15 protein-coding genes are annotated in these 15592 nt (G+C 64.6%); 14 read left to right on the top strand and 1 reads right to left on the bottom strand.

The window, feature by feature from the left end:
- The first annotated feature begins 10 nt into the window (after positions 1-10).
- From H7828_RS13720 to H7828_RS13655, 14 genes are all read left to right on the top strand, one after another.
- The gene (locus H7828_RS13720; protein WP_226781686.1) at positions 11-316 is read left to right on the top strand and encodes an urease subunit beta; all 306 of its coding nucleotides are present in this window, start codon (positions 11-13) and stop codon (positions 314-316) included.
- Positions 313-462, top strand: coding sequence for a hypothetical protein (locus tag H7828_RS13715; protein ID WP_226781619.1), 150 nt, complete (start codon positions 313-315; stop codon positions 460-462). The genes H7828_RS13720 and H7828_RS13715 overlap by 4 nt, the downstream gene beginning before the upstream one ends.
- Before the next feature lie 14 nt (positions 463-476).
- Complete coding sequence (gene ureC, locus H7828_RS13710) at positions 477-2186, top strand: urease subunit alpha (protein ID WP_226781618.1); 1710 nt, start codon at positions 477-479, stop codon at positions 2184-2186.
- A gap of 9 nt (positions 2187-2195) precedes the next feature.
- On the top strand, positions 2196-2645 hold the full coding sequence (gene ureE, locus H7828_RS13705) for an urease accessory protein UreE (protein ID WP_226781617.1): 450 nt from the start codon (positions 2196-2198) through the stop codon (positions 2643-2645).
- Positions 2629-3282, top strand: a complete 654-nt coding sequence (locus H7828_RS13700; protein WP_226781616.1) for an urease accessory protein UreF — start codon at positions 2629-2631, stop codon at positions 3280-3282. The genes ureE and H7828_RS13700 overlap by 17 nt, the downstream gene beginning before the upstream one ends.
- Positions 3279-3899, top strand: a complete 621-nt coding sequence (ureG, locus tag H7828_RS13695) for an urease accessory protein UreG (RefSeq protein ID WP_226781615.1) — start codon at positions 3279-3281, stop codon at positions 3897-3899. Before H7828_RS13700 ends, ureG begins: the two co-directional genes overlap by 4 nt.
- 143 nt (positions 3900-4042) lie before the next feature.
- Positions 4043-5071, top strand: coding sequence for a LacI family DNA-binding transcriptional regulator (locus tag H7828_RS13690; protein ID WP_226781614.1), 1029 nt, complete (start codon positions 4043-4045; stop codon positions 5069-5071).
- 135 nt (positions 5072-5206) lie between these two features.
- On the top strand, positions 5207-6229 hold the full coding sequence (locus tag H7828_RS13685; protein WP_226781613.1) for a hydroxyacid dehydrogenase: 1023 nt from the start codon (positions 5207-5209) through the stop codon (positions 6227-6229).
- Positions 6226-7041, top strand: coding sequence for a sugar phosphate isomerase/epimerase family protein (locus tag H7828_RS13680; RefSeq protein ID WP_226781612.1), 816 nt, complete (start codon positions 6226-6228; stop codon positions 7039-7041). Before H7828_RS13685 ends, H7828_RS13680 begins: the two co-directional genes overlap by 4 nt.
- A 23-nt stretch (positions 7042-7064) precedes the next feature.
- A complete protein-coding gene (locus H7828_RS13675) occupies positions 7065-8936 on the top strand; it encodes an ABC transporter substrate-binding protein (protein ID WP_226781611.1) in 1872 nt (623 codons plus the stop codon).
- A gap of 63 nt (positions 8937-8999) precedes the next feature.
- Positions 9000-9998, top strand: a complete 999-nt coding sequence (locus tag H7828_RS13670; protein ID WP_226781610.1) for an ABC transporter permease — start codon at positions 9000-9002, stop codon at positions 9996-9998.
- Positions 9998-11167: an ABC transporter permease gene (locus H7828_RS13665; protein ID WP_226781609.1), complete on the top strand. Its 1170-nt coding sequence runs from the start codon at positions 9998-10000 to the stop codon at positions 11165-11167. The genes H7828_RS13670 and H7828_RS13665 overlap by 1 nt, the downstream gene beginning before the upstream one ends.
- A gap of 10 nt (positions 11168-11177) precedes the next feature.
- Complete coding sequence (locus H7828_RS13660; protein WP_226781608.1) at positions 11178-12851, top strand: ABC transporter ATP-binding protein; 1674 nt, start codon at positions 11178-11180, stop codon at positions 12849-12851.
- A gap of 15 nt (positions 12852-12866) precedes the next feature.
- Positions 12867-14711, top strand: a complete 1845-nt coding sequence (locus tag H7828_RS13655; RefSeq protein WP_226781607.1) for a DUF2264 domain-containing protein — start codon at positions 12867-12869, stop codon at positions 14709-14711.
- Positions 14712-14714: 3 nt separating this feature from the next.
- On the opposite strand, the gene H7828_RS13650 is transcribed toward H7828_RS13655, so the two are convergent.
- Positions 14715-15590 carry a dihydrodipicolinate synthase family protein gene (locus H7828_RS13650; protein WP_226781606.1) on the bottom strand — a complete coding sequence of 292 codons (876 nt, stop codon included), beginning with the start codon at positions 15588-15590 and terminating at the stop codon, positions 14715-14717.
- Positions 15591-15592 lie beyond the last annotated feature (2 nt).

Raw genomic sequence — 15592 nt, 5'->3', positions numbered from 1 at the left:
CATGAAACAGTTGATTCCGGGTGAGATCCTGACCGGTGAAGGCCAGATCACCCTGAACGCGGGTGCCGTGCCCATCACGCTGATGGTGGCCAATACCGGCGACCGGCCGGTTCAGGTCGGCAGTCACTATCACTTTGCCGAGTCCAACCCGGGGCTGGAGTTTGACCGCATCGCCGCGCGTGGCATGCGCCTTGACATCGCAGCCGGCACAGCCGTGCGGTTCGAACCCGGCCAGCGCCGCGAGGTGCGGCTGATCCCGATTGGCGGCGCGCGGCGGGTGTTCGGATTCAACGGTCAGGTCATGGGGGATCTATGAAAACGCATCCCCGCAACCCGGCCCCTGGACGGGGCAAGGCGCCATGGGGTCACATGATCGCCGCGGTGAACAGCGTGACAGCCCTGTCGAAACCCGTCGATGGAACCTTCCTGAAGAAACACGCCGTCCGGGCGAACGCGGCTTGAAAGTGGATTAAGACATGCCTGCACAGATTTCCCGCTCCGACTATGCCGCCATGTACGGCCCCACCACCGGCGACCGTCTGCGGTTGGCGGATACGGATCTGATCATCGAGGTCGAACGCGATCTGACCACCTATGGCGAAGAGGTGAAATTCGGCGGCGGCAAAGTGATCCGCGACGGCATGGGCCAATCGCAGGTCACGCGCGCGGGCGGCGCGATGGATACCGTGATCACCAATGCGCTGATCGTCGATCATTCAGGGATCTTCAAGGCCGACGTGGGCCTGAAGGACGGGCGCATCGGCAAGATCGGCAAGGCGGGCAACCCCGATACCCAGCCGGGCGTCGACATCATCATCGGTCCGGGAACCGAGATCATCGCAGGCGAAGGGCGCATCCTGACCGCCGGCGGTTTTGACAGCCACATCCATTTCATCTGCCCGCAACAGATCGAGGATGCGCTGCATTCGGGTGTCACCACGATGCTGGGCGGCGGCACCGGCCCGGCCCATGGCACGCTGGCCACCACCTGCACCCCGGGCCCCTGGCACATCGGGCGGATGATGCAGGCCATCGACGATGTGCCGATGAACATCGGCCTGTCGGGCAAGGGCAACGCCTCGCGCCCCGAGGCGCTGGTGGAAATGGTGAACGGTGGCGCTTGTGCGCTGAAACTGCACGAGGATTGGGGCACCACCCCCGCCGCGATCGATTGCTGCCTGTCGGTTGCCGACGACATGGACGTGCAGGTGATGATCCATACCGACACGCTGAATGAATCCGGCTTTGTCGAACATACCGTCGCCGCGATGAAGGGCCGCACGATTCACGCCTTTCATACCGAGGGTGCGGGCGGCGGTCATGCCCCCGACATCATCAGGGTCTGCGGTGAGGAGCACGTCATTCCCTCCTCGACCAACCCGACGCGCCCCTTCACCGTTAACACGTTGGAGGAACATCTCGACATGCTGATGGTCTGCCACCATCTGGACAAGTCGATTCCCGAGGACGTGGCCTTCGCCGAATCCCGCATCCGCCGTGAAACCATCGCGGCCGAGGATATTCTGCACGACATGGGGGCCTTCAGCGTCATCGCGTCGGACAGTCAGGCGATGGGGCGGGTCGGCGAACTGGTCATCCGCACATGGCAGACCGCCGACAAGATGCGCAAGCAACGCGGGCGGCTGACCGAAGAGACGGGCGACAACGACAATTTCCGCGTCCGCCGCTATATCGCCAAGTACACCATCAATCCGGCAATTGCGCATGGGGTATCGCGCGAGATTGGCAGCATCGCCGAGGGCAAGCGCGCCGATCTGGTGCTGTGGAGCCCGGCATTCTTCGGGGTGAAACCGGAAATGGTGTTGATGGGGGGCATGATCGTCTGTGCCCAGATGGGCGATCCCAACGCCTCGATCCCGACGCCGCAACCGGTTTACTCGCGCCCCATGTTCGGTGCGATGGGGCGGGCCGTCGGGCATTCGGCCGTGACCTTCGTGTCGGGCGCGGCCCACGCGGCCGGCATCCGCGCCACGCTGGGCTTGGCCAAGCAGACCGTCCCGGTGCAAAACACCCGCAACATCGGCAAGAAGGATCTGATCCTGAACAACGCCCTGCCGCAGATCGAGGTGAACCCCGAAACCTACGAGGTGCGCGCCGATGGCGAACTGCTGACCTGCCAACCCGCCGAGGTTCTGCCCATGGCGCAACGCTATTTCCTGTTCTGAGGTATGACCATGACCCTTCCTGCATCGCGCCGGATCCGGCATGCCGGCCACTGGTCCGGTGCCGCCGACCATGTGTCGCTTGACTATGACGGGCGTTTCCTGCGCCGCAAGGTGCTGCACACCGACAGCGGCGGCAGGTTTCTGGTGGACCTGGGCCATACCACCTCGCTTGATCACGGGGATGCGTTCGAACTGGAGGATGGCCGCCTGATCGGGGTCATTGCCGCGCCCGAGGAATTGCTGGAGATCACCGGCGACCACCTGACCCGGCTGGCCTGGCATATCGGCAACCGTCACAAGCCCTGCCAGATCGAAGCGCGCCGCCTGCTGATCCAGCGCGACCACGTCTTGCACGACATGCTGGCAACCCTGGGCGCAACCCTGCGCGAGGTAAGCGCGCCCTTCACACCGGAAGGCGGCGCCTACGGGATGGGGCGGACCCATGACCACGCCCACTGACCCGGGCATCCTGACGCTGGCGCAATGGCTGTCGCCTTCCTATCCCGTGGGGTCGTTTGCCTATTCACATGGGTTGGAGGCCGCCGTGAACCGGGGCGAAGTGGTCGATGCCGACAGCCTGGCGTCGTGGTTGCGCGACGTGTTGCAGGCCGGGGCGGGGCGGTTCGATGCCCTGTGCCTGGCGGCGGCCTGCCGCGCCGACACCAGGGCGCGCGTTCACGAGATCGACCAGACCGCCCGCGCCTTTGCCCCGTCGGTGGAGCGCCTGCGCGAGACGGATTTGCAGGGCGCCGCCTTTTGCGATGTCACCCGCGCCGTCTGGGGCCTTGATCTGCACGCGCTGACCTTTCCGGTTGCGGTGGGTCGCGCCATCGGGCTGGCCGGGCTGGACCAGGTCACCGGATCGCTGATGTATCTTCAGGCCTTCATTAGCAACCTTGCGGCGGCGGCGCAGCGCTTGCTGCCCCTTGGTCAAACCGACGCGCAACGCCTTATCCACGATCTGGCCCCGCTGTGCCGCGAGATCGGCCAGACGACGGCAGACGGCGATCTGAACGACCTGTCCGGCACCGCATTCCTGACCGATATCGCGTCGATGCATCACGAAACCCAGTATTCCAGGATATTCCGCACATGACTGAATTCAACGGCCCCCTGCGCATCGGTATCGGCGGCCCCGTGGGCGCAGGCAAAACGACGCTGACCGCGGCCCTGTGCGAGGCCCTGCGCGACAGCCATTCCATCGGTGTGATCACCAACGACATCTACACGCAGGAGGACGCCGAGGCATTGATGCGGATGCAGGTGCTGGCCGGCGACCGGATCATCGGGGTTCAGACCGGCGGCTGCCCGCATACAGCGATCCGCGAGGATGCCTCGATCAACCTTGCCGCGGTGGCCGAGATGGAAAAACGCCACCCCGGGATCGAGATCATCCTGATCGAGAGTGGCGGAGACAACCTTTCGGCGACCTTCAGCCCGGAACTGGCCGACCTGACGATCTATGTCATCGACGTCGCCGCGGGCGAGGAAATTCCGCGCAAGGGCGGCCCCGCTGTCACGCGATCCGACATCCTGGTGATCAACAAGACCGACCTTGCCCCCCATGTGGGCGCCAACCTCGACGTGATGGACCGCGACGCAAAGCGCATGCGCCGCGACCTGCCCTACCTTTTCGCGCAACTGAGAAACCGGCAAGGCGTGGGCGAGATTATCCGGCTGATCACGCAGATCGGCGGGATCCGGATGTCCTGAAACGCACTGATTGCTCCGCCGCCCGCGCTCTGGAGAGCTGCAGATCGTGCAAATCATGCAAGATACTTGCATCGCGGCGCTGTTCGGTGAACAACGGTGGGGCGATTGCCGTTTCAGGGTGTCGCAGGGCAAGTGGGGGCAGGGTGCGACAGCCAAGGATCAAGCAGGAAGACATTGCGCGCGCGGTCGGCGTGTCGGTTTCAACGGTGTCGCGGGTATTGTCCGGCGCCCCCGGTATCAGCCCCGCCACAACGGCGCGTGTCCTGCGGGCGGCCTCGGATATGGGCACCCAGGTGCCTGGTCCGCTTGGTGCGAAACAGGCGGCGCGGGGCCACGGGTTGAAACGCGCGCTGTTGTTCCTGAACCAGGTGGATACCAACAGCGGCTCGGCCTCGATCTATCATTTCGTGACCGCGGGTCTGCGCAAGGCCGCAAGGGAGGCCGACCTGCCCATCGAATTCTCGCTGCTGGGGGATGACGGCGACATTCCCGACCTGATCCTGGGCGGTGCGGAAACCGGTGTTCTTCTGGCCGGGGTCGATCCGTCGCAGCGGCTGATGCAGCGGCTTGTGGCCGGGGGGCATCCGGCGGTGATGGTCAACGGGCTTGACCCGACGATGACGCTGGATCACGTCGCGCCCAACAATTTCTTCGGCGGACGGATGGCGGCCGAATACCTGATCCGCAAGGGGCACAGGCGCATCCTGCACCTGGGCACCAGCCGCCGCTGGACCCTGCGCGCCCGCACCGATGGCTTTCGCCAGGCGATCGAGGATGCGGCGCCAAAAGACATTCATTGCGATTACGTCACCATGGCCAACGTGACTGAACGCGAGGGATTGCAGGCCCTGGCGCCCCTGCTGGACCAGCGGCCCTTTCCCTATACGGCGATCTTCTGCGCCGCCGACAACGTCGCGCTGAGCGGAATGCAGGCGCTGCGGTTGCGTGGTTTCGATGTGCCGGGCGACGTGTCGTTGCTGGGATTCAACGGGTTGCCGCATTCGGAAATGTCCTCGCCCCTGCTCAGCACCATGGCCGTCGATTGGGAGTATCTGGGGACCGAGGCGATTCGGCTTTTGCTGTTGCGCCACGCGGAACCTCGCCGACCTACGCAAAAGACAGAGACCGAAGTTCTGCTGAAGGATCGCAACTCCGTGGCCGATGTGAATTGAGGTAACCGCTTCAATGACTTGGCGGGTATGGTTGTGGCCATTTGCCGGTTTTGTGCAAGAAATTGCAAAACTTGCGCGTTAGTGCAAGTCATGCAACTTTCACCCGCAAGCGCAGATGCGTGCCGGGAGGAAGACTTGCGATACCGTTCACTGATCCAGCTCAAGCCACAGCAGTTCGACATCCATTTTCCGCCCTCCTGCCGCGATGGCCACCTCTCGGCCCTCGCCGCGATGACCGAACTTCTTGCGCCCGGCCCGGTTGCCGACCTGCGCGCGCCCGAAATTGACGGTGCCCTGTCGCAGGTCGATATCCTGATCACCGGCTGGGGGTCGCGGCCCGTGGATGCCGACCTGCGCCGCCGGATGCCCAACCTGAAACTGATCGCCCATCTTGCGGGCACGGTAAAGGCGCTGCTGACGCCCGAAATCGCCGACAGCGGCCTGCGGGTGGTCAATGCCGTGGCGGCCAATGCGCGCCCGGTGTCGGAATTCACCGTCGCCCATATCCTGTTGCACCTGAAGCGGGTCGAGGATTGGCGCCGCATCTACCGCGAACGGCGCAGCGCCATGTCCACCCGCACCGACCCGATGCAGGCCCTGGTGGGCAACCGCGGGCGCACCGTGGGGATCGTCGGGGCATCGCGCATCGGGCGGCTGGTGATCGGCCATTTGCGGCGGCACCAGATTTCCGTGCTCTTGCACGATCCGTTCCTCAGCGAAGACGAGGTGCGCGACCTGGGTGCAACGAAGGCGACCATGGAGCAACTGCTGACGCAAAGCGATGTGGTCAGCCTGCACCAGCCGCTTCTGCCCAACACGGAACGGTCGTTCGGGGCTGCCGAATTCGCCAGGATGCGCGACGGCGCCCTGCTGATCAACACCGCGCGCGGACGGATCATTGATACCGCCGCGCTGGAAGCGGCCATGGCCGACGGGCGCCTGCGCGCCGTGATCGACGTGACCGACCCCGAACCGCTGAACGACGATTCCCCCCTCTGGGACATGGACAACGTCCAGCTTACCCCGCATATCGCCGGGTCCTTCGGGCACGAGGTGTGCGACATGACGCAGCTGGTGCTGTCGGACATCGAAAGGTTCTGCCGGGGTGAGCCGCTTCAGAACGAAGTGGCCTTCGGCGATTGGGAGCGTCTGGCATGATCCGCCCGGGTCTCTGTTCCGTGACCTTCCGCGACCTGTCGCCCGACGCGGTGATCGACCTTGCCGCCGAAACCGGTGTTGCCGCGATCGAATGGGGTGGCGACGTTCACCTGCCCCCCGGCGACATGGGCCGCGCCGCCGCGATCCGTGCGGCGGGCGCGGCGCGGGGAATCGACTCGTGTTCGTACGGGTCGTACGTGCGCGCAGGCAACGAAGGCGCGCGCGTGGATTTTGAAACCGTGCTGAAGTCGGTGGCCGCCCTTGGTGCGGGAAACATCCGCGTCTGGGCCGGGACGGCACGGCGCGACAAGGCGGGCGAGGATGCCTTTGCCACGGCCGCCGGCGACCTGGCCCATATGGCCGCCCTGGCGCAGGACAGGAACATCACCGTCAGCGTGGAATACCACCGCAATTCCCTGACCGAAGAGGCCGCCGATACCCTGGCCCTGCTGAAGGCCGCCGCGCATCCGAACCTCTTTACCTATTGGCAGCCGGTGCCGGGCCGTGGCCTTGCAAGGTGGCAGGCCGAGCTTGACCTGCTGGCGCCCCACCTGGGCGATCTGCATGTCTTTCACTGGATCATGACCGACGAGGGCCAGAAGCGCCGCCCTCTGGCCGAAGGTGTGGAAGACTGGCGCGCCCTGTTCCATCGCTGGCAGGTGGCCGATGCCTGGCCCCACCCGCGCACCGCCTTTCTGGAATTCGTGCAGGACGACACGACCGCACGGTTCCGCGACGACATTCGCCATCTGCACGCCCTTTGCGGCACCCGGGGCGAAGATGAAACCAGCATGAAATCAATGGGAGGTTGAGAAACATGATGTTGAGAAATCGGATGAGCGTATCGCTCGTGGCGATCCTGGCCATGGCCGGGCCGGCCTTGGCGCAGGAATATACCCAGGCGCCTGAACTGGACGCGGCGGTCGAGGCCGGCGATCTGGCCCCCGTGGCCGAGCGGTTGCCGGAAAACCCCTATGTCCTGACGCCGATTGAATCGGTGGGCACCTATGGCGGCACATGGCGTTCGGCGCTGAAGGGCACCTATGACAGCGGCTGGATCCGCCGCTCGGTGGGTTATGAGCCCCTGGTGGCCTATGATCTGGAATGGACCGGCGTTTTCCCCAACGTTGCCGAAGAATTCGAAGTGAACGACGACGCGACCGAGTTCACCTTCCATCTGCGCAAGGGTCACAAGTGGTCGGACGGTGAACCCTTCACCGCCGAAGACCTGAAGTTCGCGCTCGACCTGATGAAAAGCCCCGCCTATGGCGGCCGCAAGGCCAGCGGCTTCGAGTGGGAGAAGATGACGGGCGAGGTCATCGATCCGCAGACCTTCAAGATCACCCTGACCGAACCCAACGGCTTTTTGCTGGAGCGTCTGGCTTCGGTCGAGGGCATGTTCATCGTGAACGCGGCCAAGCATTACTGCGGCAAGTATTTCCCCGAAACGGATGAAGCGGCGAACGACAACGCCAAGGCGGACGGGTACGAATCCTGGAGCCAGGCTGTGGAACAGACCTGTTTCTTCAACTTCGTCGATGAAGACCGCCCGCTTCTTTTCGCCTGGCGCCAGACCACGCCCTATGACGGGCTGAACCAGCTGATCGAATGGGAGCGCAACCCCTACTTCTTCAAGGTCGATACCGAGGGTCAGCAGCTGCCCTATATCGACGACGTGCAGATGATCCAGACCGAAAGCGTCGAGGACATCGTGCTGAAGGTCGTCGCGGGCGAGATCGACTTTTCCAACCGTCACTTCGCCACCGTGGCCAACAAGCCGGTGATCTATGACGCGCAGGAAAGCGGAGGCTACACCCTGAAGTCGACGGTCGATGCGCGGATGAACAACGCGATCTTCCAGCTGAACCTGACCCACGAGGACGAGAACAAGCGCAAGCTGTACAACGAAAAGGATTTCCGCGCCGCGCTGAGCCTTGGCATGGATCGCGAAGAAATCATCGACGTGGTCTTCGCCGGGCAGGGCGAACCCTATCAGGCCGCACCGCGCCCCACTTCGGCGCTGTACAACGAAAAACTGGCGACCCAGTTCACCGAATACGACCCCGACCGCGCGAACGAGCTTCTGGACGGCCTGGGCCTGACCGAGCGCAACGCCGATGGCATCCGCCTCGGGTATGACGGTGAGCCGATCCGTATCCAGCTTCTGTCGCCCTCGGACCAGTCCGAGTTCAACGACGTGGCCCAGCTTGTCGTCGAGCAGTGGAAGGAGATCGGCATCGACCTCGATGCGCGCAACGCCGAACGTTCGCTGGTCTACGAAAGGGTGCAGAACAACAGCCACGACATGCACATCTGGTGGGGCGATGGCGGGCTGAATGACGCGCTTCTCGATCCGCGCTTCTATTTCCCCTTCAACCTTGAATCGGCCTATGCCGAAAAATGGGCGCAGCATTTCATGAAAAGCGGCAGCACCCTGGCCGAAGCGCCGCCCGCCGAGGTGCAGAAGCAGATGGATCTGTACCTTGAAATGACGGCAACCGCCGACAAGGAGCGCCAGAAAGAGCTGTTCGGCGAGATCCTGGATATCGCCGCAGATCAGTTCTATGTCATCGGCACGGTCCTGCCCGCCGACGGCTATGTGGTAGCGAAATCGAACCTTGGCAACGTGCCGGATGGTCAGATCTATACCTGGCTTTATCCGCAGCCGGGCCCGATGGAACCGGCTCAGCTTTACTACAAGAAGTGACAGGGCGACGGGCGCGGGGTTTTCCGCGCCCGTCCGACCCGGAACCGAACAGGGGGGAAACGGATGCTTGGCTATATCGCGCGTCGGCTTGTGACCATGGTGTTCACGCTTCTTGCGTTGTCCGTGGTGGTGTTTGTCGTGATCCAGCTGCCACCGGGGGATTTCGTTACCTCCTATATCGCCAGCCTGTCGGCGGCGGGCGAAAGCGTGGACCAGGAAACGATCATCGCCCTGCGCGAACGCTACAAGCTGGATTCCCCGGTCCTTGTCCAATACGCCGCCTGGCTGGGCGATCTGCTGCGCGGCGAATTCGGCTACAGCTTTGAAATGCAGCGCCCCGTTGGCGAGATCTTCTCGCAGCGCATCGGTATATCGCTGGCGGTCGAACTGACGGCCGTGGTGGTGATGTGGGCGATTTCCATTCCCATCGGCATCTATTCCGCGGTGAACCAGTATTCGATCGGCGATTACGTCGCCACGATCCTGGGCTTCCTGGGCCTTGCGATCCCGAATTTCCTGTTCGCGCTGATCCTGATGTATGTCTGCTATAACTGGTTCGGGGTCACGATCACCGGCCTCTTCTCGGCCGAATACATGAACGCGCGCTGGTCGCTTGACCGGTTCCTGGATTTCGCCAGCCATGTCTGGGCGCCGATCCTGGTGATTTCCACCGCCGGCGCGGCGCAATTGGTACGCGTGCTGCGCGCCAACCTGCTGGATGAATTGAACAAGCCCTATGTCCTGACCGCCCGCGCCAAGGGTCTGGCGCGGCGCAAGGTGATCTGGCGCTATCCCGTCCGCGTGGCCATGAACCCGCTGGTGTCGACCATCGGCTGGGTGCTGCCCACGGTGATCTCGTCTTCTTTCGTGACCGCCATCGTGCTGAACCTGCCCACCCTGTCGCCCATCCTTCTGCGCGCGTTGCTGAGCCAGGACATGTATCTGGCGGGTGCGCTGATCCTCTTCATGGGTCTTCTGACGCTGGTGGGCACGCTGATTTCCGATCTTCTGCTGGCCTGGATCGACCCGCGCATCCGGCTTGGCATGGTAGGAGCGAACTGATGTCGATCATTCCCCCCGCAGACAGCCCCGACACCCGGCTCGAGGCGCCCTCGGGCGACATTGACCCGCGCATCGATGGCAATGCCGGCACCGAAAGCCAATGGCAACTGATCCGCCGCCGCTTTTCCAAGCACCGCCTGGCGATGATCAGCCTGGTGATCCTGGCGCTGTTCGGCTTTGTCGCCCTCTTTGCCGGCTTCATTTCGCCCAACGATCCGGGTGACGTCAAGGCGCGCTATACCTTCGCGCCGCCCCAGGGGCTGCATTTCATCGACCGCACCGAAGAGGGCTGGTCGTTCCGCCCCTATGTCTATGGCTACGACGTCGAGATCGACCCGGTGGCCCTGCGCCGCACCTTCGTGATCGACGAGGAAAAGAAGATCTACCTGACCTTCTTCAAGCGCAGCTGGGAATACAAGCTGTTCGGCCTGATCCCCACCGACCTGCACCTGATCGGCCCGGAAAAGACCCGCGATCCGCTTTACATCTTCGGGGCCGACAGGCTGGGCCGCGACATGTTCTCGCGGGTGGCCTATGGCACGCAGATTTCGCTGTCGGTCGGCCTTGTCGGCGTCATCATGAGCCTGGTCCTCGGCGTCATCATCGGCGGGGCGGCGGGGTATTTCGGCGGCTGGTTCGATGCCGCCACGCAGCGGGTGATCGAATTCCTGCGATCCCTGCCTACCATTCCGCTGTGGATGGGGCTGGCCGCGGCCATGCCCAGCGGCTGGTCGCCTCTGCAAACCTATTTCGCCATCACGCTGATCCTGTCCTTCCTGGGCTGGACCGAACTGGCCCGGGTGGTCAGGGGGCGGTTCCTGGCGCTGAACGGCGAAGATTACGTTGCCGCCGCCCGCTATGACGGCTGCTCCCATGGCCGGGTGATCGTGCGCCACATGGTGCCCGCCTTCACAAGCCACATCATCACCGCCGCATCGCTGGCCGTGCCGGGGATGATCCTGGCGGAAACCGCGCTGTCCTTTCTTGGGCTCGGGCTTCAGGCGCCGGTCATTTCCTGGGGCGTGCTTCTGCAAGAGGCGCAGAACATCCGCACCCTGGCCACCGCGCCCTGGCTGCTGGTGCCCGGTGCCGCCATCGTGATTGCCGTTCTGGCGATGAACTTCGTCGGTGACGGCCTGCGCGATGCCGCCGACCCCTATGCAAACTGAGAGGCCCGGCATGAGCAACGACACCATTCTTCAAGTGCGCGGCCTCAGCGTCGATTTCCCGGGCCGCAAGGGGGACACCACGGCCATTGCCGACGTGGATTTCGACCTGAAGCTGGGGGAAACCACCTGTTTCGTCGGCGAATCCGGGTCGGGCAAATCGGTGACGGCGCGGGCGGTTCTGAACATCGTGGAACCGGCGATCATCAAGAAGGGCGCGATTCACCTCGTCGACGTGAAGGCGGGCCAGAAGATCGAGCTTTCGGGCCTTGACCCCGACGGCGCCGAGATCCGCGCCGTGCGCGGGGCGCGCATCGCGATGATCTTCCAGGAACCGATGTCATCGCTCAGCCCGGTTCATACCATCGGTCAGCAGATCACCGAGGCGATCCTGCTGCATCAGGATGTCGACGAGGCCGAGGCCCGGCGCCGCGCCATCGAGGCGCTGCGCGCCGTGCAGATCGCCGACCCCGAACAGGCGATCGACAAGTATCCCTTCGAATATTCCGGCGGGATGCGCCAGCGCGCCATGATCGCCATGGCGCTGGGGTGCGAACCCGACATCCTGATCGCCGACGAACCCACAACCGCGCTGGATGTCACCACCCAGGCCGAAATCCTGCGCCTGATCCGTGGTTTGCAGGAAAGCCGCCGCATGGCGGTGATGTTCATCACCCACGACATGGGCGTGGTGGCCGAAATCGCCGATCAGGTGGTCGTCATGCTCCATGGCCGGGTCGTGGAAACCGGTGCGGTCGACCAGGTGTTTCACGCCCCCGAACACGCCTATACCAAGAAGCTGCTCAAGGCCGCGCTGGGGTTGGATGATGCCCCCGCACGGCGGCGCGAGACGCCCTCGGACGAGGTGCTGATCGAAACCGGCGATCTTTCGCTGGCCTTTCCCAGCAAGGGCAAGCTGTTCAAGAGAGTTGCCGGAGTGCAGGCCCTGGACCGGGTGTCGGTCGAGCTGCGCAAGGGCGAGATTCTGGGCATCGTAGGTGAATCCGGCTCGGGCAAGACCACGCTGGCGCGGGTTCTCATGGGGCGGTTTCAGCCGCAGTCGGGGCAGGCGATCTATCACATGCGCGACGGCGGCACCCGCGATCTGACCGACAAGGCCAGCTTTCGCGACGGGCAGGTCTACCGCGAGATGCGGATGATCTTTCAAGACCCCTACGGCTCGCTGAACCCGCGCATGACGGTTGAGCAGATCATCGGTGAACCGCTTCTGGTGAACGGGCTGCTGAAGGGCGCCGACCTGCGCCGCCGGGTCGGCGCATTGCTGGAACGTGTCGGGCTGCCCGCAACCGCGATGGAGCGATACCCCCACGCCTTTTCGGGCGGCCAGCGGCAGCGCATCGGCATCGCCCGCGCCATCGCGCTGGACCCCCGGATCATCATCGCGGACGAGGCGACATCGGCGCTGGACGGGTCGATCCGGGCGCAGATCCTCGATCTGCTGCTGGACCTGCGCGCCGAGCTGGACCTGTCGATCCTGTTCATCGCCCATGACATCGGCGTCGTGCGTTACTTCTGCGATCGGGTGGCGGTGATGCACCGGGGCCGGGTAGTGGAAACCGGCACCGCCGTGCAGATCTGCGACGCCCCGCAAGAGGCCTATACCCAACGCCTGATTTCCGCCGTGCCGATCCCCGATCCGCGCAAACGGCACCTGACGGCAAGCTGAACGAAAGACGCTCCCATGATGACCAACCCGATGAACGGCAATCCCTTTGCCACCCGCGCCGATGTGCAAAGGGCCGTGCAGGACCTGACTACGCCTCTGCTGGCCGGGTTTTCGCCCGGGCGCGCGCGGGTGGAGCTGGGCACCAGCGCGGCGCATTTCCACACCGCCGCCGCGCATCTTGAAGGGTTGTCGCGCCCCTTCTGGGGATTGGCACCGCTGTTGGCGGGGGGCGGCACGTTTGACGGGATCGACCTGTTTGTCGAAGGGGTGAACAACGGCGCCGATCCCGATCATCCCGAATACTGGGGCCCGGTGGCCGACCGGGATCAAAGGATGGTGGAATCCGCCGCCCTTGGCTATGCGCTGGCGCTGGCGCCCGAAACCTTCTGGGATGGGCTGACGGGCAGGGGGCGCGATTGCCTGCGCGACTGGCTTTTGCATTCGCTGCAACAGACCCCCGCACCCAACAACTGGAACTTTTTCCATGTCCTCGTATCGCTGGGCCTGACCCGGGTCGGAGTCGACCATGACCTGTCGATCATCAAGGGCAACCTGGACCGGCTGGAAACCTGGGACATGGGCAATGGATGGTATCGCGATGGCGACCAGCGGCAGGCCGACCATTACATTCCCTTCGCCATGCATTTCTATGGCCTGATCTACGCGCAATACGGCCCCGAGGCCGACGCCGCCCGCCGCGAAAGGTTTCGCGAACGCGCGCGCCTGTTTGCGCCGCAGATCGCCCATTGGTACGGGGCCGACGGTTCGGCGCTGCCCTATGGGCGGTCGCTGACCTACCGATTTGCCCATGGCGGCATCTGGGGCGCGCTGGCCCTGGCGGGGGAAGAGGCCCTGCCCTGGGGTGAAATCCGCGGTCACTGGGCGCGCAACCTGCGCTGGTGGTCGGACAAGCCGATCACCGACCGCACCGGCGTGATGTCCATCGGATACGGCTATGCGCAACTGTCGATGGCCGAGCGGTACAATTCCCCCGGCTCGCCCTATTGGGCGTTCAAGGCCTTTGCCCCGCTGGCCCTGCCCGAAACCCACCCGTTCTGGACGGCCGAGGAAACCCCCGCCCAGGAGCGTGACGGCGTGGTGTCCCTGCCCGAACCGGGGATGGTGAAATACGAGGACAAGGGCGATGTGACGGTCCTGTCGGGCGGGCAGCAATCGCCGACCTTCGGGCGCACCGCCGAGAAGTACAACAAGTTCGCCTATTCCACCCGCTATGGCTTCAGCGCCGAACCCGAGGGGCGGTGCTTTGCCAATGGCACCTTCGACAACATGCTGGCCTTTTCCGAAAACGGCGAACTGGCCGCCCTGCGCAGCCGGGAATCCATGGCGCGGATCGGCGATGACTGGCTGTTCTCGGCCTGGTCGCCCATGCCCGAGGTCGAGGTTGAAACCTGGCTGATCGCCCGCGCCCCCTGGCATCTGCGCATCCACCGGATCGTGACCGGGCGGGAGGTGGAAACCGTGGAAGGGGGCTTTGCCATTCGCCGCTACGATCCGACCCCGGCGCGCAACCCCGAACCGGCGCCGATCGGCCCCATGGCCGGCATCGCGACGCAAAGTGACATGAGTTGCATCGTCGATGGCACCGCGCCGTTTGAAAACCCGGTGTCCCGTACCCCCCGGATCATCACGCCCGAACCCAACAGCAACGTGATCTGGCCGCAGTCATGGGTGCCGCAGCTGACCGGCACCCTGACGCCCGGCACCTGGTCGCTGGCCGCATGGGTGCGGGCGGGGCGCGACATGGCGCTGCCCGATGGCGCGCCCGAAGGGTTGCCCACCGCCGCGGATCTTGTGGCGATGCGCGAGGGCGGGCAGGTCATCAAGGTCTGGGATCTCTGAGCGTCAGCCGATCAGCGCGTCGATTTCGCCCTGCGTGATCCTGTCGGGCAGGGCGGTCGGCGCGCGCACATCCGCCCGGGCAATCACGCCCTTCTTCACAAGCATCTGCTTGTGGACGTGGTAGAACAGGTCATGTTGCTGTGCGCCCAGCCGGTTCACGGCCATGATCTCACGGTCGAACACCTCGCGCGCTGCTGCCTCGTCCCCCGCCAGCAGGTGATCCCAGACCGAGACGAAGGCGGCGGGTTGGCTGCAAAACGGCATGGTGCCACGGGCGCCACGGCGGAATTCCTCGATCATGTAGGTGCCGGCCAGGCCGCCGATCACCGTCAGGCTGTCGGCCACCTGGGCGGCCATGGCGCCCACCTGTGAAACGGTTGGCATGGTTTCGACCTTGATCGCCCGTGCCGTGGGGCAATGCGCCAGAACCGCGCGGGCCATGGCGGCCGGTATCGGGCCCTGCACCACGTCCTGAAGGATCAGGGGCAGGGGGGTTGCGCGGCCGACCGCCTCGAAACAATCGGCGCCGCTGTCCGGCCCGGTGGGCATGAAGGACGGCGGAAACAGCATCAGCGCATCGGCGCCCAGTTCGGCGGCGCGGCGGGCCTGGGCCACGGTCAGGTCGGTTCCCTGGGCCGAGACGTTCATCACCACCGGCACCCGGCCGCGCACCGCGGCGACGGTCAGCTTCAGGATCTCGTCCCGCTCGGCCGCGTCCATCTTGTAAAGCTCGCTGCCGATGGCGATGCCCAGGCCATGCACGCCCGCGTCGATGTTGAACTCGATCAGCGATTGCAGGCTGTCGGCGTCGATACGGTTCTGGCCGTCGAAAGGGGTGACCAGAATCGGGATGATGCCGGTGAAGTCGGGGTTTTCCATGG

The organism is Oceaniglobus trochenteri, assembly GCF_020529025.1.
GTDB lineage: Bacteria > Pseudomonadota > Alphaproteobacteria > Rhodobacterales > Rhodobacteraceae > Oceaniglobus > Oceaniglobus trochenteri.
The sequence above is the reverse complement of the archived record's forward strand: the minus strand, read 5'-3'. Positions and strand labels throughout refer to the sequence as shown.

What these genes read in the sequence shown, in the direction of transcription:
- H7828_RS13715 (WP_226781619.1), top strand. Translation starts at nt 313, where the DNA reads ATGAAAACGCATCCCCGCAACCCGGCCCCTGGACGGGGCAAGGCGCCA.
- ureC (WP_226781618.1), top strand. Translation starts at nt 477, where the DNA reads ATGCCTGCACAGATTTCCCGCTCCGACTATGCCGCCATGTACGGCCCC.
- ureE (WP_226781617.1), top strand. Translation starts at nt 2,196, where the DNA reads ATGACCCTTCCTGCATCGCGCCGGATCCGGCATGCCGGCCACTGGTCC.
- H7828_RS13700 (WP_226781616.1), top strand. Translation starts at nt 2,629, where the DNA reads ATGACCACGCCCACTGACCCGGGCATCCTGACGCTGGCGCAATGGCTG.
- ureG (WP_226781615.1), top strand. Translation starts at nt 3,279, where the DNA reads ATGACTGAATTCAACGGCCCCCTGCGCATCGGTATCGGCGGCCCCGTG.
- H7828_RS13680 (WP_226781612.1), top strand. Translation starts at nt 6,226, where the DNA reads ATGATCCGCCCGGGTCTCTGTTCCGTGACCTTCCGCGACCTGTCGCCC.
- H7828_RS13675 (WP_226781611.1), top strand. Translation starts at nt 7,065, where the DNA reads ATGAGCGTATCGCTCGTGGCGATCCTGGCCATGGCCGGGCCGGCCTTG.
- H7828_RS13670 (WP_226781610.1), top strand. Translation starts at nt 9,000, where the DNA reads ATGCTTGGCTATATCGCGCGTCGGCTTGTGACCATGGTGTTCACGCTT.
- H7828_RS13665 (WP_226781609.1), top strand. Translation starts at nt 9,998, where the DNA reads ATGTCGATCATTCCCCCCGCAGACAGCCCCGACACCCGGCTCGAGGCG.
- H7828_RS13660 (WP_226781608.1), top strand. Translation starts at nt 11,178, where the DNA reads ATGAGCAACGACACCATTCTTCAAGTGCGCGGCCTCAGCGTCGATTTC.
- H7828_RS13655 (WP_226781607.1), top strand. Translation starts at nt 12,867, where the DNA reads ATGATGACCAACCCGATGAACGGCAATCCCTTTGCCACCCGCGCCGAT.
- H7828_RS13650 (WP_226781606.1), bottom strand. Translation starts at nt 15,590, where the DNA reads ATGGAAAACCCCGACTTCACCGGCATCATCCCGATTCTGGTCACCCCT.